This is a genomic window from Enterococcus sp. DIV1283b (genome assembly GCF_051710965.1).
Taxonomy (GTDB): domain Bacteria; phylum Bacillota; class Bacilli; order Lactobacillales; family Enterococcaceae; genus Enterococcus_B; species Enterococcus_B lactis.
Window position 1 is genome coordinate 1,375,414 of record NZ_JBIOLR010000001.1, and the last position, 25,404, is coordinate 1,400,817.

The 25,404-nt window shown below is 34.5% G+C and carries 24 protein-coding genes and 2 pseudogenes; 18 read left to right on the forward strand and 8 right to left on the reverse strand.

The genetic code is table 11. The features are described 5' to 3' along the window. Window positions 1-47: 47 nt before the first annotated feature. The 4 genes from IGJ53_RS06720 (at window position 48) to clpB (ending at window position 4,199) form a co-directional block, all read left to right on the forward strand. Window positions 48-467 (forward strand): MarR family winged helix-turn-helix transcriptional regulator, encoded by a 420-nt coding sequence (locus tag IGJ53_RS06720; RefSeq protein ID WP_259741873.1) that lies wholly within the window; start codon window positions 48-50, stop codon window positions 465-467. Between the two features lie 13 nt (window positions 468-480). Further along, on the forward strand, window positions 481-1,053 hold the full coding sequence (locus IGJ53_RS06725) for a YcdB/YcdC domain-containing protein (RefSeq protein WP_002338324.1): 573 nt from the start codon (window positions 481-483) through the stop codon (window positions 1,051-1,053). 15 nt (window positions 1,054-1,068) lie between these two features. Next, window positions 1,069-1,284, forward strand: coding sequence for a hypothetical protein (locus IGJ53_RS06730; RefSeq protein ID WP_002340731.1), 216 nt, complete (start codon window positions 1,069-1,071; stop codon window positions 1,282-1,284). A 305-nt stretch (window positions 1,285-1,589) separates the two neighbouring features. Further along, complete coding sequence (clpB, locus tag IGJ53_RS06735) at window positions 1,590-4,199, forward strand: ATP-dependent chaperone ClpB (RefSeq protein ID WP_002301554.1); 2,610 nt, start codon at window positions 1,590-1,592, stop codon at window positions 4,197-4,199. 151 nt (window positions 4,200-4,350) lie between these two features. Here clpB and IGJ53_RS06740 read toward each other — a convergent pair whose 3' ends face one another. The 3 genes from IGJ53_RS06740 to IGJ53_RS06750 are packed head-to-tail and all read right to left on the reverse strand — an operon-like array spanning window position 4,351 to window position 6,749. After that, on the reverse strand, window positions 4,351-5,037 hold the full coding sequence (locus IGJ53_RS06740) for a hypothetical protein (protein ID WP_259741874.1): 687 nt from the start codon (window positions 5,035-5,037) through the stop codon (window positions 4,351-4,353). Beyond that, window positions 5,015-5,509: a nucleoside 2-deoxyribosyltransferase gene (locus IGJ53_RS06745; RefSeq protein ID WP_259741875.1), complete on the reverse strand. Its 495-nt coding sequence runs from the start codon at window positions 5,507-5,509 to the stop codon at window positions 5,015-5,017. The genes IGJ53_RS06740 and IGJ53_RS06745 overlap by 23 nt, the downstream gene beginning before the upstream one ends. Window positions 5,510-5,528: 19 nt before the next feature. Next, complete coding sequence (locus tag IGJ53_RS06750; protein ID WP_259741876.1) at window positions 5,529-6,749, reverse strand: GNAT family N-acetyltransferase; 1,221 nt, start codon at window positions 6,747-6,749, stop codon at window positions 5,529-5,531. Between the two features lie 146 nt (window positions 6,750-6,895). On the opposite strand from IGJ53_RS06750, the gene lepA reads away from it, so the two are divergent. The 9 genes and pseudogenes from lepA to IGJ53_RS06795 all read left to right on the forward strand — a co-directional run bounded on the left by lepA (window position 6,896) and on the right by IGJ53_RS06795 (window position 13,916). Next, complete coding sequence (gene lepA, locus IGJ53_RS06755; protein WP_259741877.1) at window positions 6,896-8,731, forward strand: translation elongation factor 4; 1,836 nt, start codon at window positions 6,896-6,898, stop codon at window positions 8,729-8,731. 237 nt (window positions 8,732-8,968) lie between these two features. Beyond that, window positions 8,969-9,091 carry a DUF3789 domain-containing protein gene (locus tag IGJ53_RS06760; protein ID WP_010732498.1) on the forward strand — a complete coding sequence of 41 codons (123 nt, stop codon included), beginning with the start codon at window positions 8,969-8,971 and terminating at the stop codon, window positions 9,089-9,091. Between the two features lie 4 nt (window positions 9,092-9,095). Then, window positions 9,096-9,316 (forward strand): annotated as a pseudogene (locus IGJ53_RS06765) (hypothetical protein). A gap of 16 nt (window positions 9,317-9,332) precedes the next feature. Further along, entirely contained in the window at window positions 9,333-9,836 is a 504-nt protein-coding gene (locus IGJ53_RS06770) for an antirestriction protein ArdA (protein WP_010732501.1), read from the forward strand. 71 nt (window positions 9,837-9,907) lie between these two features. After that, a complete protein-coding gene (locus tag IGJ53_RS06775; protein WP_010732502.1) occupies window positions 9,908-10,609 on the forward strand; it encodes a hypothetical protein in 702 nt (233 codons plus the stop codon). Between the two features lie 149 nt (window positions 10,610-10,758). After that, on the forward strand, window positions 10,759-11,163 hold the full coding sequence (locus tag IGJ53_RS06780; RefSeq protein ID WP_042956968.1) for a conjugal transfer protein: 405 nt from the start codon (window positions 10,759-10,761) through the stop codon (window positions 11,161-11,163). After that, window positions 11,135-12,037, forward strand: a pseudogene (locus IGJ53_RS06785) (ATP-binding protein); the annotation flags it as partial. The gene IGJ53_RS06780 and the pseudogene IGJ53_RS06785, both read left to right, overlap by 29 nt. A 1-nt stretch (window position 12,038) precedes the next feature. After that, window positions 12,039-12,989 carry a bifunctional lytic transglycosylase/C40 family peptidase gene (locus IGJ53_RS06790; protein WP_259741878.1) on the forward strand — a complete coding sequence of 317 codons (951 nt, stop codon included), beginning with the start codon at window positions 12,039-12,041 and terminating at the stop codon, window positions 12,987-12,989. Window positions 12,990-13,007: 18 nt separating this feature from the next. After that, complete coding sequence (locus IGJ53_RS06795; protein WP_010732506.1) at window positions 13,008-13,916, forward strand: conjugal transfer protein; 909 nt, start codon at window positions 13,008-13,010, stop codon at window positions 13,914-13,916. Window positions 13,917-14,028: 112 nt separating this feature from the next. Here IGJ53_RS06795 and IGJ53_RS06800 read toward each other — a convergent pair whose 3' ends face one another. From IGJ53_RS06800 to IGJ53_RS06820, 5 genes are all read right to left on the reverse strand, one after another. Then, the gene (locus IGJ53_RS06800) at window positions 14,029-14,856 is read right to left on the reverse strand and encodes an HNH endonuclease (protein ID WP_010732507.1); all 828 of its coding nucleotides are present in this window, start codon (window positions 14,854-14,856) and stop codon (window positions 14,029-14,031) included. A gap of 672 nt (window positions 14,857-15,528) precedes the next feature. Continuing rightward, on the reverse strand, window positions 15,529-16,113 hold the full coding sequence (locus IGJ53_RS06805; RefSeq protein ID WP_010732508.1) for an accessory gene regulator B family protein: 585 nt from the start codon (window positions 16,111-16,113) through the stop codon (window positions 15,529-15,531). 9 nt (window positions 16,114-16,122) lie between these two features. Continuing rightward, window positions 16,123-16,269, reverse strand: a complete 147-nt coding sequence (locus IGJ53_RS06810) for a cyclic lactone autoinducer peptide (RefSeq protein ID WP_370684371.1) — start codon at window positions 16,267-16,269, stop codon at window positions 16,123-16,125. Beyond that, window positions 16,199-17,584, reverse strand: a complete 1,386-nt coding sequence (locus IGJ53_RS06815; RefSeq protein WP_010732509.1) for a sensor histidine kinase — start codon at window positions 17,582-17,584, stop codon at window positions 16,199-16,201. The genes IGJ53_RS06810 and IGJ53_RS06815 overlap by 71 nt, the downstream gene beginning before the upstream one ends. 5 nt (window positions 17,585-17,589) lie before the next feature. Continuing rightward, window positions 17,590-18,291 (reverse strand): LytR/AlgR family response regulator transcription factor, encoded by a 702-nt coding sequence (locus tag IGJ53_RS06820; RefSeq protein ID WP_010732510.1) that lies wholly within the window; start codon window positions 18,289-18,291, stop codon window positions 17,590-17,592. A gap of 260 nt (window positions 18,292-18,551) precedes the next feature. Between IGJ53_RS06820 and lanKC the strand changes: the two genes are divergently transcribed. The 5 genes from lanKC to IGJ53_RS06845 all read left to right on the forward strand — a co-directional run bounded on the left by lanKC (window position 18,552) and on the right by IGJ53_RS06845 (window position 25,368). Continuing rightward, complete coding sequence (lanKC, locus tag IGJ53_RS06825) at window positions 18,552-21,188, forward strand: class III lanthionine synthetase LanKC (RefSeq protein ID WP_438749911.1); 2,637 nt, start codon at window positions 18,552-18,554, stop codon at window positions 21,186-21,188. A gap of 6 nt (window positions 21,189-21,194) precedes the next feature. Then, window positions 21,195-21,335: a SapB/AmfS family lanthipeptide gene (locus IGJ53_RS06830; RefSeq protein WP_010732512.1), complete on the forward strand. Its 141-nt coding sequence runs from the start codon at window positions 21,195-21,197 to the stop codon at window positions 21,333-21,335. 146 nt (window positions 21,336-21,481) lie between these two features. Then, window positions 21,482-21,622, forward strand: a complete 141-nt coding sequence (locus tag IGJ53_RS06835) for a hypothetical protein (protein WP_010732513.1) — start codon at window positions 21,482-21,484, stop codon at window positions 21,620-21,622. A 380-nt stretch (window positions 21,623-22,002) separates the two neighbouring features. Then, the gene (locus IGJ53_RS06840; RefSeq protein WP_010732514.1) at window positions 22,003-23,379 is read left to right on the forward strand and encodes an FtsX-like permease family protein; all 1,377 of its coding nucleotides are present in this window, start codon (window positions 22,003-22,005) and stop codon (window positions 23,377-23,379) included. 81 nt (window positions 23,380-23,460) lie between these two features. Beyond that, a complete protein-coding gene (locus IGJ53_RS06845) occupies window positions 23,461-25,368 on the forward strand; it encodes a prolyl oligopeptidase family serine peptidase (protein ID WP_010732515.1) in 1,908 nt (635 codons plus the stop codon). The last annotated feature ends 36 nt before the right edge of the window (window positions 25,369-25,404 follow it).

Sequence of the window (25,404 nt, forward strand, 5' to 3'; positions counted from 1 at the left end):
ATTATATGCCTTGCGAGAATAGTTTGTCAACTAAAAGGAGGAGAAGAATGGAAAATAAACGCGAAAGCAATTTGAAGTGGTTAGCCAAATTGACCCGAACCTATCATAAAGAATTAGACCAGGCACTAGCTCCGCTCAAGTTAAATTCAACAAATTATTACTTTATCGTGAAAATCCATGATTATCAACAATTGAAACAAGAAGAATTAATCAAATTGACCGGATTGGATGGAAGTAACGTCACCAGAACAATACAGAAGTTGACGAAGATGGGGTTAGTGACAAAAGAAAAAAATACACAAGATCGAAGAAGTTTTCTTTTAGAATTAACTGAAAAAGGACAAGAACTTCACGCTCAAGTAGTAGAATCTGTAGAAAATGCTCAGAAGAAATTTCTGTCAAAATTGACAGCTGATGAGCAAGGAACATTTGAGTATCTGTTAGGAAAGTTGGCACAAGAAGAATAGAAGGGTGATCCTCATGGAAAATACATCCAATGTACTAAAGGGACTAGTAGAAATTCCTAATCATTACGAATTAGTCAATGAATTAATAGAACAAAGAAACAAAAAGAAAGTCAACATCATCCGTTATCAAAATCAAGGAATCTATCTTCATAATGGACCAAGAATCATTGAAGTCATGGAAGGAAAGCATTTAGTCAGTTTTAAGAATCTGACCGAAATACCTGAAGGGAAATTGTTATCAATCGAACGTGCCAAAGCTTTAGCTGAAAAGATATTTCATAAGTTCAATCCAACCTATGCGAAAGGGTTGACATTTATGCGCATAGAGCAACAAAAACGTAGCTTTATAGATGAAAACAGCGTGGAACAAACATTTCCTGTTCAATGGATCAAATTTGCTCATCGAAATGGAAGCTACAACTGGGTTACATTAGGAGCCAACGGCAAACTCATTGAGATGGAAATCGACTCAAGGTGGGATTATTTTCACGGACGCCGACAAACGGAAATGTGGGACAATGACGATTGGGTATTAGCTCGTGAAGGAAAAGGGCCTCAGCTTCCAAGTCCGAATGCACTAGCTTAACAAGGAGGGACAGAAATGAACACGAATGGACTATATGATGAATTTGATCTAGAACTTTTAGGAAATCTAAGAAATCGGCTCCAGAGACTAGAAGATACAGACTACATGACTGCCTACTATAAAGGATACAGTGCTAGTGGCATGACACTGGACGAAATAAAAGAAGAAATAGAAGAACTGTCTCACACGATTCGAGAATTAGAAGATCGTATGGAAGAAACACAGTGGTGAAAAATATAGTTATTAAAAGCAAGTATTTGACGTAAATAATCAATGAAAAAAGAGCCAAGCAGCTAAAATATTATTCTTCTATTGAAAAAGAACGTAACCATAATGGGTAAGATGATTTTACGTTTGTTTGGCTCTTTTTTTGTATACATACAATCAATTTTGTTTTTTTAAGATTTATATAAGACGAGAAAAAAAGTCAAAAAACTATGTGTATATTTTGACCAAAATTGACCAAAGAGATATAATAGTTTTTGTAAAGATCAAAGAAATAAGTGATCTTACCTTTAATTAGGAGGTATACCTGTATGAATATTGAGAAAATGACCACGACGCTTCAAGAAGCGATTGCTGAAGCTCAACAGATTGCGGTCACTCGAAAACACCAAGATATCGACATTGCCCATGTATGGAAAATCTTCTTACAACCTAATCATTTTGGTCGAAATTTCTATACGGATGCCGGATTGGACGTCGAATCTTTTGAACATGAAATCGATCGTCTACTGGATGAGTATCCAGTTGTTTCTGGTGGAAACGTCCAATATGGACAAAACCTCAGCCAGAATTTCTTTCGATTATTGAATGAAGCAGACCAAATACGTGAAAGCTTCGGCGACGAGTTTCTTTCAACGGAAGTCGTTATTTTAGCGTTGATGAAATTAAAAAATTATCCGTTAACTGTTTATTTGAATAAAAACGGATTATCTGAAAAAGAATTGCGTAAAAACATCGAAGAGATGAGAGGAGGAGAAAGGGTGACCTCGCAAAACCAAGAAGAACAATACAAAGCATTAGAAAAATACGGCGTTGATTTAGTACAGCAAGTCAAAAGCGGAAAAATGGATCCAATCATCGGTCGTGATGAAGAAATCCGTGATGTCATCCGTATTCTTTCACGAAAAACAAAAAATAATCCTGTTCTGATAGGAGAACCCGGTGTAGGGAAAACGGCGATCGTTGAAGGACTTGCTCAACGTATCGTACGCAAAGATGTGCCTGAAAATTTAAAAGATAAAACGATTTTTTCATTAGATATGGGTGCATTGATCGCTGGAGCAAAATTCCGCGGTGAATTTGAAGAAAGACTAAAAGCGGTCTTGAAAGAAGTCAAAAAAAGTGATGGACGTATCCTCTTGTTCATTGACGAAATCCACAATATCGTAGGAGCAGGAAAAACAGAAGGAAGTATGGATGCCGGAAATCTGTTGAAACCAATGCTTGCTCGCGGTGAATTACATTTGATTGGTGCCACAACTTTAGATGAGTACCGTCAATATATGGAAAAAGACAAAGCGTTGGAACGTCGCTTTCAAAAGGTATTAGTCAAAGAACCAACAGTGGAAGACACGATCAGTATTCTGCGTGGATTAAAAGAACGTTTTGAGATCCACCATGGTGTTAACATCCATGACAACGCATTAGTAGCAGCAGCTACTTTATCTGACCGTTATATTACTGATCGGTTCTTACCGGACAAAGCAATCGATTTGATCGATGAAGCCAGTGCAACGATTCGGGTAGAAATGAACTCTATGCCAACGGAATTAGATCAAGTTACCAGACGTTTGATGCAGTTGGAAATCGAAGAAGCTGCACTGAAAAAAGAATCAGATGATGCAAGTAAAAAACGACTGAAAAATTTGCAAGAAGAATTAGCTGAACTTCGTGAAGAAGCAAATGCAATGAAGATGCAGTGGGAAACAGAAAAAGAAGAGGTCAATTCTGTTTCAGCAAAACGTGCTGAAATCGATAAAGCAAAACACGAATTAGAAGATGCAGAAAATAACTATGATTTGGAACGCGCTGCTGTATTGCGTCATGGTACGATACCTCAATTAGAAAAAGAATTGAAGGAACTAGAAGCCAAAGCAAAAGACAGCGAGATCAAGATGGTTCAAGAGTCCGTTACCGAAAATGAGATTGCTCAAGTCGTGGGCAGATTAACGGGTATCCCCGTAACGAAACTTGTAGAAGGCGAACGAGAAAAACTGATTAAATTGAACGAAACACTTCACAAACGAGTGATTGGTCAAGATGAAGCAGTTGATGCGGTCAGTGACGCGGTGATTCGTTCACGTGCTGGATTGCAAGACCCAAATCGTCCTCTAGGTTCTTTCCTTTTCCTAGGACCAACTGGTGTCGGAAAAACCGAATTAGCGAAAGCTTTAGCTGAGAACTTGTTTGACTCAGAAGATCATATGGTACGGATCGATATGAGTGAATATATGGAAAAACATGCTGTGTCTCGTCTAGTCGGAGCTCCTCCAGGCTATGTAGGTTACGAAGAAGGCGGTCAATTAACGGAAGCTGTTAGACGAAATCCTTATACAATCGTCTTGTTGGATGAAATCGAAAAAGCGCATCCCGATGTCTTCAATATCTTGTTACAAGTCTTAGATGACGGACGCCTAACTGATTCAAAAGGGCGAGTAGTTGATTTCAAAAATACGGTTCTAATCATGACCAGCAATATCGGTTCACAGTTACTGTTGGAAGGTGTGACTGCTGATGGAACGATTCCAGAAGCAGTGGCTGAACAAGTCAACACGCTATTACGTGGAAACTTCAAACCAGAATTCTTGAACCGAATCGATGACACGATTTTATTTACACCATTGAGCCTAGACAACGTGAAAGGAATCGTTGACAAAATGGTGGCGCAATTGGCACAACGTCTGGAACATCAAGAAATCCTGTTGACAATCAGTGATGAAGCCAAAACGTGGATTGCTGAAAATGCTTATGAACCAGCATATGGTGCAAGACCATTGAAACGATTTATCACTAAGGAAGTAGAAACACCACTAGCTAAAGAAATCGTTGCAGGACATGTTATGCCTAAATCAAAAGTAACGATTACTTTACTTGATGGACAACTTCATTTCAAAACAGAAGAGCTAGAAGAAATCGTCTAATCTTCCATTGAGACTATAAAAGAAAAAAGGAGGTCTGACACAACTAGTGTCAGACCTCCTTTTTTCAAATAAACAGTGTTCCAGAAGTAGCTTCTTCGAAAAATAAGCCGAAATTTCTTGAAGCTGCCCGCTTCTGTCACAACCTTTTTTATTAGGTATTTTTCACTTTTTCTAATTTATAACTTTCAAAGTAACGCTCATTTTTTTTACTTTGAGACCATGCAAACAATCCCATTAAGGCAGCACCTATCGTATTTGTCAGCAAGTCGCCCATCGTATCCATCAATGCAGCTCGTCCGACAAACAGTGTGCCATCAGAAGCAGCAAAACGTTGAAGATTCATGCCTAAGAACTGGTCGCATAAGAATTCCCAGAACTCCCAAAACACGCCGCAAAGTCCAGCAAACGCAAAGCCGAATAAGAGGAACAACCAAGGACTGGTTTTTGATATCTCAGCATCTTTCATCAAGTAACCAATCAATCCATAGCCAAGAGCTGTCAGGACCATTGGACTTACCGCATGTAAGATTTTGTCCCAAAAAGAGATGATACTGATCAAATGCATCCCTGTACCTAAAAAGACAGAGATGAATAAGAAGAACCAGTAAAACAAAACGATTGCTGCTGGAATTTTAAGTTTGAAAACTGTCAAAATGACTTGTGGCATGAAAATCAATGCAATCCCTAATAAAGATTCCACGATAAATGTGATTCCTTGAGAAGTCGAATACTTTTGGGTGATAAATTCATAAAAATTATAGCAGACAACGAATACACCAAAAGCAAGTAAAGCTATTTGAACCTTTTTGATTTCTTTAATCACTGAAAGTCCCTCCATCTAAAAATCTTTTTACTTCTGAAAGCAACTCAGTCTCTGAAGAAACCACTTTTCCGTTCAATTTGATCAGTCCTACTGTATATAAGTTCAGATAGTGAAATTGATTCTCAGCAGTTTCTTGTAGCGCAGCGATTTTTTTCGGGTGGGTTCCGCCTTGCTGCCGAGTATCAGTATACAAGCCAATCACTGGGATACCGTTCGCATAAGCCACACCGATTTCCGATGCTACGCCAGCATCAATCGTCAATCCATCTAATAAAGCAATCATCAAATCGCTCTCCAACACTTTTTCTGTATCTGCAAGAGCAATCATCCGACTGTCTGCATAAGCAGTTTTGTCATTGATTGCTTCATTTTCTTGAGGAAGATAAATTGAAAGTTCAGGAGAGAGCGCTCTGACTTCTTTCACTATCTGCTCGTTATATAACAAATCACTTTTAGCAAACATTGGTGCGGCAAAATAAATTTTCATCTAAACATCATCCTTTTTATTAAAAATAATCGCTAAAGTAAGCTTCCATGTTTGGAATGATACGCTCTAGTGACTTCAGTGTTTCTTCATCTGTTTCTAACCGTTCGATTCTTGCCAAATAAGAAGCACGTCGATAATTCATCATCAAGCAAGTCAATGTTTGGATATTCAATCGAACGGGGTTTCCTATAGGTTCATTCAAGACACAGACTTTTCCTTGATCATCCCATGTTAAAGCAAAGACGCCATTATTCCAAGGAGCGACAGGATCTTCAATGATGAAATGAAAAGCATCAGCTGTTCCAACAAACGGAAACCGTTGAAGGAATTCTTTTACATCAACGATCCGAGCCATAAAATATGGTTCGATCTGCTCTTTGATCTGACTGTCTTCAATCAAAAAAGCTAAGGGCTCATTTTTGTAAATATCTCCATATACCCAGTAAATCATGGAAAAATGAGCGGAAATAAAGTTCCATAAGCCATTTCGAGCTTCTTGATCAAGATAGAACATTTCTTTTACGTGAAATATTTCTTCAGCTACCCAGTAGAATAGAACACCTCTTGGTTCATGATTGCTATCGTAGTAGACAGCGGCTGTGCGCTCATCTTCATTTTCGAAACGCCAATATTCTTCCCAATGAAAATCACTGCGGAATAAAGCACCATGGTTTCGTTGGGCAAATTTGTTATAAACGGCAAATACGTCTGGATGATCAACTGGTAATCGCTCAACCATACCACTTACTGGGACTTGTTTAGGTAGTTGAGTATCTCTGATTTTAAAGGAAAGTTTATCAGACATGATCTCCCATCCTTTGCGCCGATAATAGGGGATACTGTAAGGATACAAATAAGAGATCCATTGCTTGTTCTTGCGCATATTATCCAATGCAACGATGATTAGATCTTGCATCAATCCGTGGTTCGCATATTCTGGATAAGTTCCAACTCCAGTCACACCCCCCATATTATAACGTGCACCGTGAATATTGACTTCACAAGGATAGATAGCGATTTGAGAGATTAGTTTGTTTTCATGGAACCACCCGAACACTTTCGATACTTCTAAAATCGGTCTTTTGGAACGGATAAAAGCTCGTTTATTCTCAAACCCGCTTTCTTCGATATCTGCTTCAGTCACTTGGAACACATAGGAAAGTAATTCGTTGAATTGATCGATATGTTCTTGAGTGACTGGTTTTAATTCAAGATTTTCTCTAAAATCTTTTTGATCCATTTTTTCATCTCCATTTATTAGCTTGATAACAGTATAGCAAAATTCTACCAAAAAAACTTCTAAAGCTGACTAATTAAAAAGTCTTTAAATTACTGCTTTTCGTTGGTATAATGGAAAGTGCTGATTATATGAAAAGAGGAGACGCTATGGATATAAAGAAAATGAAAGAACGCCAAGAGCAGATTCGTAATTTTTCGATCATTGCTCATATCGACCATGGAAAATCTACATTGGCCGATCGTATTTTAGAAATGACGCACACTGTGACGTCTCGCGAAATGCAAGATCAGCTGTTAGACTCGATGGATTTAGAACGTGAACGTGGAATCACGATTAAATTAAATGCTGTAGAACTCAATTACACAGCGAAAAACGGAGAAACATATATCTTTCACTTGATTGACACTCCAGGGCACGTCGACTTCACCTATGAAGTCTCTCGAAGCCTTGCTGCCTGTGAAGGCGCCGTTTTAGTGGTCGATGCAGCCCAAGGAATCGAAGCCCAAACATTGGCCAATGTTTATTTAGCGTTAGACAATGATTTGGAGATCCTGCCAGTCATCAATAAAATCGACCTACCCGCAGCAGATCCCGAACGTGTCCGTCAAGAAATCGAAGACGTAATCGGAATCGATGCTAGTGAAGCTGTATTAGCCAGTGCCAAATCAGGGATTGGGATTGAAGATATTCTCGAGCAGATCGTGGAATATGTTCCAGCACCAAGTGGAGACTTAGATGCACCGCTAAAAGCTTTGATCTTTGATTCTATTTATGATAGTTACCGCGGTGTTGTTCTAAATGTCCGGATCACGGACGGTATGGTCAAACCCGGAGATAAAATCAAACTGATGAGTAATGGCAAAACATTTGATGTTACAGAGGTCGGGGTCTTCTCGCCAAAAGCAGTTGCTAGAGACTTTTTGATGGTCGGTGATGTCGGTTATATCACAGCAAGTATCAAAACTGTCCAAGACACTCGAGTAGGGGATACAGTAACGTTAGCAGACAATCCTGCCGCTGAAGCTTTACCAGGTTACCGAAAAATGAATCCGATGGTTTATTGTGGTCTTTATCCAATTGATACTTCTCGTTACAACGATTTGCGGGAAGCTTTAGAAAAACTGCAATTGAATGATGCTGCTTTACAATTCGAACCAGAAACTTCTCAAGCATTAGGATTTGGGTTCCGCTGCGGATTCTTAGGACTTCTTCATATGGATGTCGTCCAAGAACGTTTGGAACGGGAATTTAATCTAGAATTGATCACGACTGCACCATCCGTTATTTACCATGTTAATAAAACAGATGGTACGACTGCTACAGTAGATAATCCGGCAGATTTCCCTGAACCTGTAACGATCCAAGATGTAGAAGAACCATTTGTCAAAGCACAGATTATGGTGCCCAATGATTTTGTCGGTGCAGTCATGGAACTTTCTCAACGAAAACGTGGAGAATTCATGACGATGGATTATTTAGACGATTACCGAGTAAATGTCGTCTATAATATTCCGCTTTCTGAAATCGTATTTGACTTTTTTGACAAATTGAAATCAAGCACGAAAGGCTATGCCTCATTGGATTATGAAATGTCTGGTTATCAAAAAAGCAAGTTAGTGAAGATGGACATCTTGCTGAATGGAGAAAAAGTCGATGCATTAAGCTTTATCGTTCACCGAGACTTTGCCTATGAACGTGGAAAAGCAATCGTTGAAAAACTGAAAAAACTAATCCCACGCCAACAATTTGAGGTGCCAATCCAAGCAGCTATTGGACAAAAAATCGTTGCCCGTTCAGACATCAAGGCCTTGCGTAAAAACGTCTTGGCTAAATGTTATGGTGGAGATGTTTCTCGTAAACGTAAACTCTTAGAGAAACAAAAAGAAGGGAAGAAGCGGATGAAACAAATCGGCTCCGTCGAAGTTCCGCAAGAAGCCTTCATGGCCGTTCTGAAAATGGACGAGGAAGAAAGTAAGAAGTAGCAAGGATTTTAGGAGTTTCTTAGCTTTTAAAATTTGTGAAATTCAAAAATATTCGCCCTATGTTCGCCCAAGTTTTTACTTGGGCGAATTTTTTGCATTTTAAATCAAAGATCTTTTCAAACGTTGGGCGAAAATATCAACAGCTTCATTTCTCATTTTTTTGGTTACATGGACATATTTATCCATTGTTGTAGCAATACGAGTAGAGAATTTAATTATATGAAAAGAGGAGAGAAAATGGAGTTATTAAAAGATATTTTATTAATATTGAGTGGTGGGATGATTGGTGTGACTGTCATGTGTTTGCTGAGGGTGAGTGCTGCCTCCAATCGTGAAATAGAAAGCCAGAAAGGAAAGTGACGAGATGAATTTCGGACAAAATCTGTATCAATGGTTTTTAGCCAATGCGCAGTCCTTAGTATTGTTAGCAATTGTAGTCATTGGTTTATTTTTGGGGTTTAAACGAGAGTTTTCAAAACTGATCGGTTTTTTATGATTGCTTTAATTGCTGTGGGACTAGTGTTTAATGCCGCTGGCGTGAAAGATGTTCTACTCAAATTGTTTAATCGAATTGTCGGTGCCTAGGAGGAGGAATTTTTTTATGGAGCAAATGCAAATTTATATTGCGAACCTCGGAAAATATAATGAAGGAGAACAGGTAGGGGCGTGGTTTACTCCACCTGTTGATTTTGATGAAGTCAAAGAACGTATTGGACTAAATGATGAGTATGAGGAATATGCGATTCATGATTATGAGCTTCCTTTTGAGATTGATGAGTATACGCCAATTGAAGAAACCAATCGATTGTGTAGTCTGGTAGAAGACCTAGAAGATACACCGATTGGTGAAGTTGCATCGAAAATTCAGCATGCTTTTTTCAATTCTTTTGAGGAAATGGTGGAACATGTGGATGATATTATTTGCTATCCAGATTGCGATGATATGAGTGATGTCGCTCGTTATCTAATTGAAGAAACAGGTTCTTTGGGAGAAGTCCCTACTCATTTGCAGAATTATATTGATTATGAGTCATATGGAAGAGATTTAGAATTAGAAGGGAATTTTCTTGTTACGAATAGGGGGATTTTTGAATATGTTGGATAATTATTTTTCATATTTTATTTAGAGGTTATACTTAATGGGAATAATTATTGATTGAAGGATGTGTAGACAATATGAATTTTCAGTTTGATTTTAACTTCTTTTTGAACTTACTTATTCCAGTTTTAACTTCGTTTGCAGTGTGTTTTATTACGATATTTTTTACAAATAGGCAACATAAAAAAAATTTGATGCAACAAGAAAAGCACCATAAAGAAACACTTGAATTATCGAAGCAACAATATAATGATGATAAAAAACGTAATAAGGAACAAGAACGTCTTAGCTATTTCCCATATTTAACTATTGTACCGAAATTACAAAAAAATCGATTTGTTGGAGAGATGGTTCAATTCGAAGATGAAAAGCGTTTTTATTTACCATTTGAACTTGTTAATGAAGGAATGGGGGTAGCGTTCTCTATTCGTCTAATATATGTAGATAAAGTAACTGGACCTAATGCGGATGAAATCAATGTGTTAACGCCAATATCTGTTCAAAGAGACTATGATGGTTTTGATGTATTAGGTATTTCTGCCCCTATTTTTACAGATATTCTGAGAGTAGGGAATAAAACAGAATTTGAATTGTATTGGAGTAGATATGAAGGTCAATTTGTAAGAGTTTCAAATAAATCAGTAAGAAAGTGGGAGATAAAAATTCAATTTAGTGATTTTCAAAATAGGAACTATGAGCAAAAATATACTTTTCTCACTTCAGCAGGATCTCAAGAAATCCATAATTTTACTTCCGAGAAGCCAAAATTAATTAAATAAAAGTAGAACTTTCTTTATGAATACTTAGTGCTAGTCTATTTATTCATTCTCGATATTAATTAAACTAACAGATAACTTCCAATACACAATCAATTACTTTGAAAGACGCCTATTTTTAGGTGGCGTCTTTTTTGGGAGAAATTAGAAAAATGAAAAAAATAAAAAGCTACACCAGTATTTGGGCAGTTGAAAAAGTCATTTATGCGATAAATGACTTTCAGCTGCCTTTTCCTGTGTCCTTTAACCAAATGGCTTGGTTTGTTTTATCTTTACTGTCTGTCATTGTATTTGCCCACGTGCCTCCACTATCGCTGATAGAGGGGGCATTTTTAAAATATTTAGGTATACCAGTGGCAGTGACTTGGTTTATGTCACAAAAGACATTTGATGGCAAGAAACCGTTGGGATTTTTGCGATCCTTTATCGGTTATCACTTGCGATTTAAGGTTACATTTGCTGGTAAAAAAGTAAAAGAACAGAATAAACAATGGGATGTGGTCATCACCCTTGTAAGGAGCGTGAATTATGTACCCGATCAAATATATCGAAAATAATTTAGTTTTCAACCAAGAAGGGGAGTGCTTTGCTTATTACGAGCTGACTCCCTATAATTATGCTTTTTTGTCTCCTGAACAGAAGTATCAAGTACATGACAGCTTCCGGCAATTGATCGCCCAAAATCGTGAGGGAAAGATCCATGCCTTACAAATTGCTACAGAAAGCAGTATTCGCGCTGCTCAAGAACGGTCGAAAAAGGAAGTTGTTGGACGACTAAAAGAAGTTGCTGGACAAAGGATCAATCTTCAAACGGAGGCACTGGTATCTATGATTGGAGATACTCAGATTGATTATCGGTTCTTTATTGGTTTTAAGCTGATTGCTACAGAAGAGGTAGTAAATTTAAAAAATTTGAAAAAATCTTTTCTATCTGGACTGCAAGATTTTATTTATAGCGTGAATCATCAAATGATGGGCGACTTTGTTTCCCTATCGAATGAAGAAACACGACATTATACAAAGCTTGAAAAATTAATGGAAAGTAAGTTGGCTCGAAGATTTAAAGTTAGAAGACTGACTCCGAGTGATCTCGCGTATTTGATTGAACATATTTATGGAAAAAAAGGAACTCCCTTTGAAGAGTATGAATTTGAGTTGCCAAAGAAGAAGTTTGGATCCAAAACGTTGATCAAACGTTATGAGTTGTTGCGACCGACTCGTTGTCTGATTGAAGAAAAACCACGCTATTTACGAATAGAACACGAGAATCATGCAACCTATGTAGCCTACCTGACAATTAATACCATTGTAGGCGAGATGGAGTTTCCTTCATCTGAACTGTTTTATTATCAGCAACAACAATTTACCTTTCCAATCGATACCAGTATGAATGTTGAGATCGTGACGAATAAAAAGGCATTAGCCACCGTTTATGGGCATCTTGATGTGTGTGGGTTTGTTGTTTGGCGAGGATAGTGAAGGAAGTGGTAGTTCTGGGACATCTCCAGGAGGAAGTAGTGTTTCAGAAGAGGTTTTGAAAAACCGCTCAATGGTGGAAAAATATGCCAAAGAATTAGATATCTTAGAATATGTCCCGATTCTTTTGGCGATTATTCAAGTGGAATCTGGTAGCACAATGGAAGACGTCATGCAAAGTTCGGAGTCAGCCGGCTTACCACCTAATTCATTAAGTACCGAAGCATCCATTAAACAGGGATGTCTCTATTTTTATTCCTTGGTTAAGCGCTCCAAAGAACTAGGGTACGATCAAGATAGTATTATTCAGGCCTATAACTACGGTGGCGGGTATTTGGACCATGTCGCGATAAACGGGAAAAAGCATAGTTTTGCTTTAGCCGAATCTTTTTCAAAGGAAAAATCAGGCGGTCAAAAAGTCGATTATCCCAATCCTATCGCGATTAAAGAAAATGGTGGGTGGCGCTATAACTATGGGAATATGTTTTATTGCTTATTAGTGAAGCAATATCTAACTACTACTCAGTTTGATGATAAAACAGTTCAAGAAATTTTTGACGAGGCTTTTAAGTATGAAGGTACTGACTATGTATTTGGTGGTTCAAGTCCCAAAACGGGTTTTGATTGTAGTGGCTTGACTCAGTGGTGTTATGCCAAAGTTGGTTTGAAACTCCCTCGGGTCGCTCAGGATCAATATGATGCCACGACTCACATTGATCTAAAAGATGCCAAGCAAGGTGATTTGGTTTTCTTTCACTCAACCTATGATGCCGGTACTTATGTGACTCATGTTGGGATTTATGCAGGAGACAATCGGATGTTTCATGCAGGAGATCCAGTGGGATGGACGAATCTAACAGAAAGCTATTGGCAGCAGCATCTTATTGGAGCAGGACGATATAAATAAGAGAAGAGGGGAATAATAATGAAGATAAAAATTGAACGGAGCCAAAAGGATAAGACCCTAAAAAAGAAGAAAGAACGAGTTGTATCCGTGGGCAAGCATCGAAAAATGGTGCTTGCCCTTTGGTTTTTATTGTCTTGTAGCCTTGTTTTTGGTGTTTATAAAAATTTCACCGCTATTGATCAGCATACAACTCATGAAAAAGTGGTAGTGAAAGAGAAGGTAGTGAATACTTCTGGCGTTGAAAGTTTTACGAAGGATTTTGCGAAAGAATATTTTTCGTGGAAGAATAACAAAATGGCTATCGAAAAAAGAATGAGTAATTTAGAACAGTATCTAACAGAAGAGGGAATTAATTTAAGTCAAGATATGGTTCGAGCCGATATCCCGACTAGTTCTGATGTTGAGTCAGTGAAGATTTTAAATGTTGAGAAACGTTCAGATAAATTTATTGTTTCATTTCTAATCAATCAGAAGATATCCAAAGGGAAAAAAATACATCAGATTTCTTCAGCATATCGAGTAGCGATCTTTGAAGATAAGAAAGGCAATTACATTGTGACTAGCTTGCCTACTATGATCGAAAAGCCAGAAAAGGCAATATATAAAGAAGAACAAGTGGAGAGAGAAACAGAAATTGATGCTAAAACAACAGAAGAAATTACCGGATTTCTAGAGACATTCTTCAAAATTTATCCAACGGCATCAAAAAAAGAACTTGAATATTATGTTGAGAATGATACGATGCAACCAATTGATATCAATCTTAAATATGTGGAACTGATTAATCCCATTTATCAAAAAATAGGAAATTATGTCCATGTTAAAACTGTGGTAAAGTATCTTGATGATACCAATAAGACGACAAATTTTTTTCAATATGAACTTAGTTTACAAAAAATTGAGAATTGGAAAATTTTTGGTGAATGATTTATAAATATTATTTTTTATGAGAAATTAAAAATCTAATAATGTAATTAAATGAGTCTAAAACAATTAATAAAGCGATATGATATCATTTTGTCTTAGACTCTATTTATTTTTAGTTTATATTCCAAAAAGGAGTGTACGTGTTCCTATATATAATGTGTCTTGCACCTTTCGAAGTGTTGCAAGAATTACATAATAATTGTAAATTTGTTGCGTCATTAGTACCACCACAATTTAGAGGAATTATATGATCAATGTGATAAGATTCAATCATTGGGTTGAAAGACGGTGCAACTACTTTCCCACAATTTTGACAAATCTCTTTATCTCGGAAAACTAGTCCCTTTTTTAGCCAAGCCGGCCAATATGAAGGTCGTTTTATTACACCGTCCCTTGCCAAATAATTAGGAAAATCTTGTTTGGTATGAAATTGAATATAAGTGGATATCTGTAATCCAATTACAGCTAATAAATCTCGATCAGTATATAAAATAGTGAAAACTTCATTAGTTAGTCTATCGATTCCTTGTTCATAAAAAATAGATTTCATCTTAATCAGATGATCAGATATTGTTTCTTTATCAATAGTCGTGGATTTAAAATCAATTTCACCACGTTCGGCGTCATAATGTTCTAGGTACTTAAAAGTTGAAATATTTGAGTAATTAATACTGTATTTTTTTAGTATTGAAAAAATTTCAAATAGTACAACTTCATCAAAGTGTTTGTCGCATAAGTACCTTTGGTTTTCAATAATAGTGTCCTTAATATATTCATGAAGAATTGTCCAACGCTGAGGTTTTGCAAAAAATCTTTGATACCAGTTATTCCATTCATCGAACGTCAGCCATTCCTCCATGCTCCTTTCATTGCAGTTTTCAATTTCCGCGTATATTTGATTTGCATAACCAATTGCATCTTTCGCAGCCCATTCAAACATTTCAATACCTCATTTCATCAGTTATACTATCACATTATTATACAGTGGAGTTAACAGTAAATAAAGCTAGAATAATCAGATAGGTACTAGATATTTTATTGCTATGTAATTGACAAAATTGAATGAAAAAGAAAATTAGAAAGTAATAGGATATTGCTTACTGCATAAGATCATATTGTTAGGAGGCTTAATTTTTTGATTTCGTTCTTCTTCCAGAGATTATTAAAAAAAGGATGAATTGACTGCTATTAAAAGTGAGGTAACAGACACGATGTACCAAATTGGTGGAGCTAGATATCGGCTTATCGAGTTTTATCTCATATACTAGTATTCTTCAAACGTATCTCTGACTGGCAATATTATTTGCTATATTTGTTTTTAGGTCAATAATGGCTATTTTGGTCAATAAAAAGTCAATAAAAATTAGAAGATTCAATTTATTAGTTCCAGCTAATAGAAATAGAAGCTAAATTTGACGTTTATGGAAATTTTCACTTATATTAATTAATACTAAAACTTATGTTTTTCATCCAAGAAAAGAATGTCACTTAAGAAAAGTATAGAAATCGTTCTAAAACTATTTAAATATCAACAGCAGTATTTAAATAGTTTTAACTATAAAATGATCATACACTGCTGTTGATATTTAAAAATTATAGTTCAAAAGAGTATTTATTTAAACATTGATGCTTTTCTAATAAACAATCCTATTACATTTGAAATGATATTCAATAACAATGCAATCAATAATGCTCTCGGGACCACCCAAAATTTAAATAGGATTGCTAGGAAACTGAATATTATTTCAATGCTGATGACCTTAATCTTATACATTCTGAATATCTTAAACCCTGTATGATTAATTGGGTTATTTGCATGATCCACTGTAGGCAAAATAAGTTGTAGAAATGCAAATATTATAATAAGTGTAACTAAAAGGTAAGGTGAATACATTTCAAACCAAGATTGAAGCAATGAATACACTAAAATTGTAAAAATAGAAAAAACGAAACAGGGTAAATCTCTTTTTAAATGAAAACCTCCTGTCGTATTTCTTAATGGAATAAAAAGGATTACAAAACAAGTAATTCCCAATAGATTATGATTCACAACCCCTATAAAAGTACAAGCTAATAGGAATATTACGTAACGGGTTAATTGACTTAAACCAAAAGTATAAATTTCTCTGTCTTCTGTAGAAATTAAATTAGTCTCAACTAAGCGCAAGACAATATGGTTGGAAAAGTTGTTAATCATATACCATTACTAGAACTTTCTTAATTTTTTTATTTTTGAGGGAAGTTTTGGTTGGCCATACATAAAATTACACATTGTGTTTGCTTCATAAGTTGCCACTTTCAATGCTGCTTTCTTGATCGCTTTCAAAGCTGGATTTTTCAAATTTTTCATCATTTTCTTTTGACTCTCCTTCATATATTTTCATCAGAACGACTGATGCATGGTAAGTTTCACCTTCGATCCAATGTCTATATAATCCATTCTGTTCACTAACAATACTCTGAACGCTTTTTAACCCAATTCCTCCTTTCATCCGCCATCTTCTTGTATAAATTTCACCACGATCAAAAGTATTGTCAATGTTTATAATGAGATTATTGTTAGATAGTTTTAGTAAGATAGAAATTTTTCGTTCAAAATCTTTTTGTCTAATACATGCATTAAGTGCATTATCAATTAAATTTCCTAAAATCGAAGCGATAATTGAACTTTCTATATGGAAATCAGCTGGAATAAATGCTTTGATTTTCATTTGTATATTATTTTCTCTCGCTTGTTGTGTTTTTTGATTCAATAAATAATTGAGAATAGGATTATTCGTATAAAATTTGGTTTGCGAATGATCCAGTTTTATGATGGATTTGTTTATATAGTTTAATGCCACATCATAGTTTTTATCCTCAATATAGCCAGCTAAAATGAGATACTGATTTTTTAAATCATGACGCATCATTCGAATGTTTTTTTCTTTATTTTCCAAGTCAGTAAAATATTGAATTTCTTTTTTTACAACAACTTCACTAGCTTGTTTTTGAGACAACTCGATAATTCGTATTTGTATCAATTTAAACATGAACAAGTTAAATATAGTCATTGCCACAATTCCAAAATCTATTCCTAGAACTCCAATTACCGGTAAAGAAAAGCTACTATGCCACCATAATGTAATCGTACATAAAACAATTATTGACGATATAGGAATGATAGACAGCATCAATACCATTTTATCAGGAAGTTTTGGTATTTGTTCAAGTTGCTTATGAGACAACATCGAAAAGATTATACTAATCAATATTACTCTTAAAACACTTGAAATTAGAGATCCGCTAAAATATTGAGTAATTGATGTGGCAGAAGTAGGAAACCAATGTTGCTCAGAAAAACTTTGTTGAATAAGACCTGCAATGTTCTCAGAAACTAGGGCAATACTCATAAATACACAAGGCCAAAGTATAATACTGCTTTTTTCAACTTTCATTATGATTCCAACAAAAATATAAATAAGTAACGATGAAATTAAGTTAATGGGTTCTCTTAAGCCCAAATTTTCAAGTATAGATATAAAAGCTGAGTATCTTAATATTAAGCAAATAAATACTAAAATTATCCATTTATTCGTAGATTGTGTAAGACCAGATTTTTTATAGATATAAGCCATTAATATACAGTCAATGATAGTGAAAATAATATTCATAAAATAAATTAACATAAATTTTATACTCCTAACATAGCTAGGATTTGTTCTTTGCATTGTTCATTGAATTTTCCACTAATAGGTAATTCTTCAGAACCATTATGAGTTTGAACAACAACGGCTCTTTTTTTTACAGCTCGAATATAATATGAGTTGACGATATATGAAGTATGAATCTGCACAAAGTTGTCACCCAATTTCTCTAAAAGTGTTTTTGTATCCATATAAAAGGATTTACTACCGATTTTTCCATGCATAATTACTTTTCGTTTCTGTTTCTCAAAAAAATAAATATCGTTTGTGGCAATAACAAAATTAGTTTTTTCACTTAAATAGGAAAATTGATTTGGAAATTCATTCAGATGACGAATAGCCTTTGTCAAAATTTCCCAAGTTTTCTCTCTATATAAAGGTTTTAACAGATAATCAAATGGTCGTACTTTAAAAACACTTTCCATATATTCTCTATGACTAGTAAAAAAAATTAAGATGGCATAGTCATCTCTTTCTCTTATTTTTTCTGCTAAAGTAATTCCATCTAAGTTAGGCATATCAATGTCTAAAAAGTAAATATCGTATTTGTCTTTTTTCAGTTTTTTATACAATTGATCACTGTCCGTATAAACATCAACGTCGAACTTTAAATTCGGATAACATATGATTTGACGTTCGGCTTGTTCTAGAAATGAAGGTTCATCGTCGCAAATTGCTATATTTAACATGCGTTCATCTCCCATAACTATTTAGTTCTATTTTACACCAAAAACGTATAATTTTAGTAACTTGTAACGATTTTTCGTTTGAATGTAACTGTTGACAGTTTTATAGATTGGAATTTTATTAATGAAATGAATGTTTATTTTTCGTTACATGTAAATTTGTTTTTGTTACACATTACGTTCAAACGATTTCTCTTTGATAAACTATTAATGTAATCAATACAACAGATAATTAAAAAAATTATATATATGGAGGGGATCAAGTGGAAGGTAACTATTCAATGGGGGATTTACTTTTTTTCACAGATTCGAAATACGATACAGATAATTCTAAATCCTTTTCAGTACCGATCCCTAAAAATTGGGAGGAATTTCGTGAAAGTGAGTGGACATATATAATTCCTCTAAAAAACAATATGCAACGTCAAGGATGGAAAGTCCATATCAGTTCAACTCTTGAATGTACAGATGAGATACTAACGATTGTCTCTGAGTATTGCTATAAAAAAAATGTTGTTTTTAAGCATTTATCAACAGTTAAACGTTTTGTTAATCGCAATGGAAAACAAATGCCTCGAGAGCATGCTGGAAAGTTCATCACTTGTTATCCTGATGAGTCAATATTAGAAGAATTTCTGGACTATTTAGAAGACCAATTACATGATTATCCGGGGCCTTATATTTTAAGTGATAAACGTTGGGCAAAAGGACCGATATATTTACGATATGGAATGTTCAAGAAAGGTTCGCCAAATAGTGAAGGAATCTTTAGTGATGAACTTGAAATAGATGGAAAAATGGTCACTGACAAAAGGGAAACTTTCTTTGTGAGACCTGATGATAGTGTAACCCCTGAGTTTCTAAAGCAGTGGCTAAATGTGAAAGAAGATGCTTCATTAGACTCAATTCCTTTTGAAATAGAAAGACCGATTCGATTTTCAAACTGTGGCGGTATCTATGAAGGATACTATCCTGAATCGGGAGATGAATTAGTTTTTATAAAAGAGGCTCGCCCATACACAGGAATTGATGATACGAGACTAACAGCAGTTGATAAGCTTATTACAGAAACGAAAGCATTAAGTCAATTGCAAGATATTCCACAAGTTCCAAGATTATTGTGGGAGGGGAAAATTTGGGAACACTATTATCTTATCATGGAAAAAATTGAGGGAATAACTTTAAACCGATGGATTGCTAAAAATTATCCGATTTATTTAGAGGGTAAGCCTAATCTTGCAACGGATTATCTTAATCGAGCCCATAAAATTGTTAAAGAAATAGAAAAAATTTTCGAATCATTTCATGAAAAAAAAGTTTTCCATCAAGACGTTCATCCGAGAAATTTCATTATTGACTCTGATGATTTTCTTCATGTAATTGATTGGGAACAGGCTGTTTTTGATAGTTCTAACAAAAAATATCATACAGTGGCTGCTCCTGGTTTCAGACATTGGGGAGAAAAGACACCTACAGAAATAGATTGGTATGGTGTTTCGCAGATTGCTCACAGTCTTTTCTTTCCAGTCGTTATTCAAAGTGACCTTGTTTATGGTTTTTCTGAACAACAAGAGAAATCTGGGAAAGACTTGTTTCTTAAGCTTGGTGCAGATGAAAAAATATTGAAGGAATTCTTACTAACACTTCAAAGATTAAGGGAGAAATCAGGAACTGTCCATGTATTAACTGAGCAGAAGAATCTACATCCATATTTAGAATCCAATAATAAAAATAACGATTTTGAGAAACTAGAAAAAGAATTGATTCAAGGTTTTGATAAAACGATAAGAAGGTGGAAATATTCTTATCGAAATTTTCCTGTTCACTATTATGGACTAACTGTTCAACATGGTATATCATTCTCTGATTTGGGTATTTTATGGATCTATCATATTGCTAGTAATAGAATAGGTGTAACCTTGTCTGATGATTTCAAACTATTGCAAAATAAAATAATTTGTAACTTATTTACTGAAATAGATAATAATGAAGTCGTAAATTATGGTTTTGGTGAGGGGATCTCTGGCACCTTATGGTTAATGTATAAATTGGGTCTGTCTCAAAAAGCATCTGAAATTTTTCAAGAAAAATTTGAATATTGGTGGAAACACACTAAGAGTAAGAATATTTATGATGGTCAAGCTGGTATTATGTTAGTAGGATTAGAATTTGCGAGTGCGGGATTATTTAAAAAAGCTTTTGAAGAACATTTTTTGAGTTTAGCAATGACTTTTGCTGAAGAATATTTATCGATTCCAGATAATTATTCTCCTATCGGAAAGGGTAAATTTGCATCTAATGATCCGCATAAAATTGATGCTGGCTTACTTTATGGTCATGCTGGAATTGGCTGGCTTTTTGCAGAGCTATATAGATATACTAAGAAAGATATTTTTCTTACAGGATTAGATTGTTCTATTAATAATGAACTTCAAGGATATTATACAGATCAAAAAGATATGATGCAGTATTCACAAGGGCACCGAGTCTTGCCGTATTTGTCAATGGGAAGTGCTGGTCTAGGTATTCTTATATCAATAAATGCTGATATTATTGCTGATCATCATTTAAAAATACTGGAATCATTGTATAGAGCTGTCGATGCAAATTTCTGTGTATCACCAGGTTTATATAATGGCTATGCAGGATTAAAACTAGGTCAATATTTTATGAACAAGAACCTACAAAAAGTTTCATGTTTTGAAATAAATAAGTCTACTTGTTCCGGTCTTTCTCAACATTTGATAAAGTTTAGCGATGGGTTGTGCTTTGCAGGCGACAATGGTATGCGTATAACTACAGATATTGCTTCAGGTTTTGCTGGTGTAATATTGGCTCTTGAGTCTATTACATCAGATGATTTTATATTGTTACCAAAGTTGATTAAAGAAAGAAGGTGATGAACGATGGCTACAGAAATTTTAAAGTTTCAAGTCCTTGAAATAGAAGATGATGTAATGGATGGAGAATTAGGGGGACGGGATAGTGCTGTTAGTGTCAGTTGGTGTGATAATTCTCCAAGTAATCTAAGTTTGGTTTTCTGTTAAACCAAACAATAGGAGATGGATTAAGTATATTAAAAAAGACAGAAATAATTGAATGATTTTCTGTCTAGCACCATATGTGGCTAGAAGTCTGTGTAGTGAACAGATTTTTGCTAACAATCTAATAAATAGAGAGGAATTGAAGAATAATGCCTACAGAAATTTTAAAATTTCAGTCACTTGAAATTGATGATAATTTGATGGAAGAAGTTGAGGGTGAACGTGGTAGCACTGCAAGTTGGGGATGGTGTGATACAACACCTAGCCATATTAGTTTAGTAGGTTGCTGAATTACGCCATCTCTATGGTGAAGTAGTGATTGATCTACTGCGCTAAGACTTTTGTAAATTTATATTATTAGTAATACTAAGAATTAAGAGTGTCCTAATTAGTTTATATTTTTAATAGTATATTAAGTTGGTGTTGTCTTAATTACTGTAATGTAAACTAATTAGGATGATTTGTTTATGAATAAAGTGTTTTTGTAAGTATATCTAAAAATGCATTTCTCTCATCCATTTATTTTGTTATATGTAGTTAATTAGTACATATTCTTTTTTATGATTAAATTTGTTATTTTCCATAATAATTAGACTTAAGAACGATGGCGATATTTTTCTATTATGGTATTGTGACAGTAATGATATAAAACGTTATAGGAGACAGACCGATGATTAAACTTATTACGAAACAATTCGTGCAATATTGGAAGATATGGTTTTCTGTACTACCTGTTTTCTTTGCATCAGGGTTAGTTTTTAACACTTCTTTTACTATAATAAATGGAATGAGGGGAGTAAATAGTGTCGATATTAATGATTATAGTGTTTTCATGCAAATGCCTATAATCACTGGCGCTGTTATATTACTTCTATTAACAACCAATACAATGAAACAGTGTATAGATTTTTTTGATGAAACAAATGATATTCTTCTTCTCTTAGGTGGTTCACCATTACAATTGAGTTTCCTAATGACAAGTCAAATGTTATTGATTGGTATTATTGGTACCTTTATCGGAAGTCTTTTTTCTATACAAGCAGCACAAGCATTTTTTAGTATTTTACCTTCATTTTCTGCTAGGCAATCTTTTTCTCATTTAACTCTTCATTTGTCTTGGAGCGTCATTTTTATTACTCTTTTGCTTCAAATTTCGATCATTACTATTACCTGTATGCGTTATTGTCTTAAAAACTTCAAAAAAAGAAAGGGAATTCTTTCCTCGTACAGTGCGTCAATCAAAAGGAAATTTAACGGTAGTTTTTTTGGAATACTTGCTTTAATCATCAGTGTAGTGGGAACATTTTATTTATACTTAAAAAATGTTCCAGATCCATCGGTTTTGAAAGAATACACGCAAAGTATGAGTAACTCGATGAATGTATTACTTCTTTTGTGGCTTTCTTTACTTGTCGCTATGAATTTTTTAGTACGACCAATATTTCGAGCAATAGTAAATAGAATTGTTGATTTACCTGAAATATCAAAGTATCCAATGGTTCGTATTGCATTTTACAATATACAATACAATGTAGAAGGTTTGGTTAAATTAATTCGCCCGGTTAGTATCATCACTTTGCTGACGGGAAATTTTATTGCACTATTTCTTAATACAAGGCTATTGATTGATGGTGCTAATAGCGGCTCTTATATATCTGATTTAATACTCAGTCTTGAATTTTTGTTTGGGGCTCCAATAATTATTAGCTTAGCTAATATCTTTGCATCGATTTGTCTGTTTAGAATGAAAACAAAAATTGAATCAAAAAACTATTTTTACACGGGATGTACACCAAATTGGATTTTCAAAACACGAATTATTGAAATTAGTTCAATCTCAATAATTTCTATATTGACTACTTTAGTCGGAACCATCTTGTTTGCGGTTCCTCTTCTTAGAGTCACATACCTAGGAGGAGGCAATATTTTCAAAGCAAATTGGTCGGTTAATATCTTGTTAGCACTTGGGGCTTTTCTTTTGTTCAGTCTTTTCTTTATTTTGATTTATTGGTTTGAATATAAACTGTTAAAAAAATACGTTGAGTAAGCTTTGTAATAAATCTAAAGTGGTTAGATCATTTCAGGTAAATTTATCCATAATAAAAAGCAAGAAAGTAGGTGAACATCAATGATTTATAATAAAAAAAAATTTGTATCGACTATTCAATCTTGCTTACTTGATTATAAAAAAGTTTATAATCATAAGGTCCAAATCAATGATTACATTTACAGCTTTGAAGATTGGAAATTACCGTACTCTGGAAGCATTAGTGTACAACTGAATGATGCAAATAAAGAGCTAATTATAACAGAGTCCGAAAGAATTCATTTAAAAAAATCTAAACTGCTTTTCGATGTTCGCTTATATCCTAATAAACAGGTACTAAAAGTAATTCTTGATCCAGTTCACTTATTTCGAACGATGATTTCTATTTCTGATAGTAATTATATAATTGAAGTAATGGAGTTGAATTCAGAAAAAGTAATGACTACAGTTCTAACCAGTCTTGATCATTTTCCTGAGTTTGAGTTACACACAGATCGTATTGTTTTTATTAGTCATACAGAAGACGGACGACCAAATAAAATTTTAGAAAAGAATTTCGAACAATTGGAAGAGAAAGTCTGCTATTGCGAAAGCAGGAGTACACATCAATTAAAACTAATTAAAACATCTTTATCAAATCGATCTTTGTTTAAAAATAACGTAGAATACTTACTTTTTTCATCTGAAGAAAAAAATCCTATCCAAGTTATTTGGCCCAAAAAAAGTGAGCGAATTGCTCATGTTATAGGATTTACAAAGTATTCAACAGACTACATATTATTTATATGTAGGAAAGAGAAATCGGTGAATCACAAATTAATTCTCTATAATTGCAATGATAAAAAATATCAAATTATTCCTACAAAAAAAAATATAAGTGTTCTTACTGTTGAAGCGAATCATACCTATATTTTCCTTCGTTACTTTAATGAAAATAAATTGAATTCTGGAATAATATCCATTGAAAATTTAGTAAACGCTAAGGTTGATTTTATCGAAGATACTTTCAGCATTCCGTTACAAGGTGATGCTCACCTTTGTAAAAATACTAATGATGAGAGCTTGACATACCTATTTTGTGAAGACGGTTGTGTATCTAATATGTTATATTCCTACAATCCTAACCTTTCCGAGAGATTAGTTTTGGTTAAAAGCAACCAAAATATACCCAATCTTAACGTAAAAAAGTTTCATAGCAAAATTTTCTATGTAAGATCTGTTGTTGATGGGATGAAAATACCGTTAACAATATATTGGAAGGGAGACTCAAAACAATTACCCAGAAAACAACCTGGTATCATTTATGTCTACGGATCATACGGTTCGAGAGAACAAAAAGGAAATCTTGAGCCCATGATGATAGCGATGATAGAACTTGGTTTTGTTTATTGCATTGCTCATGTTAGAGGGGGCGGATATTTAGGCGAGAAATGGCATCATATGGGTAAAACTTTGAATAAGTGGAACTCAATTCACGATTTTTTGGACTGTTGTCATTATTTAATTGACGAGGGAATAGTGGCTTCTGACAGATTGTCGTTAATTTCTTCTAGTGCTGGAGGAATAGTTGCTGGAGCTAGTCTGAATGAAGAACCGAATTTGTTTAAATCTATGTTACTAGCTTCGCCATTTCTTGATCCTTATAATACTATGCTATATAAACGTGATTATTTATCGCATATGGAAGTAGCAGAATGGGGAGATCCTTCTACTGATTTAAAAGTACGAAAATATATTCATTCGTATTCACCAATGCAAAATGTGAAAAAAGCCAAAGGATCAAAGACAAATTTATTTGTGGTTTGCGGAGAAAATGATAAGCAAATTTCAAATGAAGATGTGAAAAGTTGGCTACAAAAACTTCAAGCGTTAGGGGTCTCTTCACATTTAGAGATTAACCCAAAAGCTAGTCATGGGGGATTGCCTCAAGGAGACATTAAAGCTTTGACAAAAATTCTAGTTGATTTTTTATATTCCGTTATCAGTTAGTAGGTTTAGTATTATTAAATTTTATGGAGGTTAATT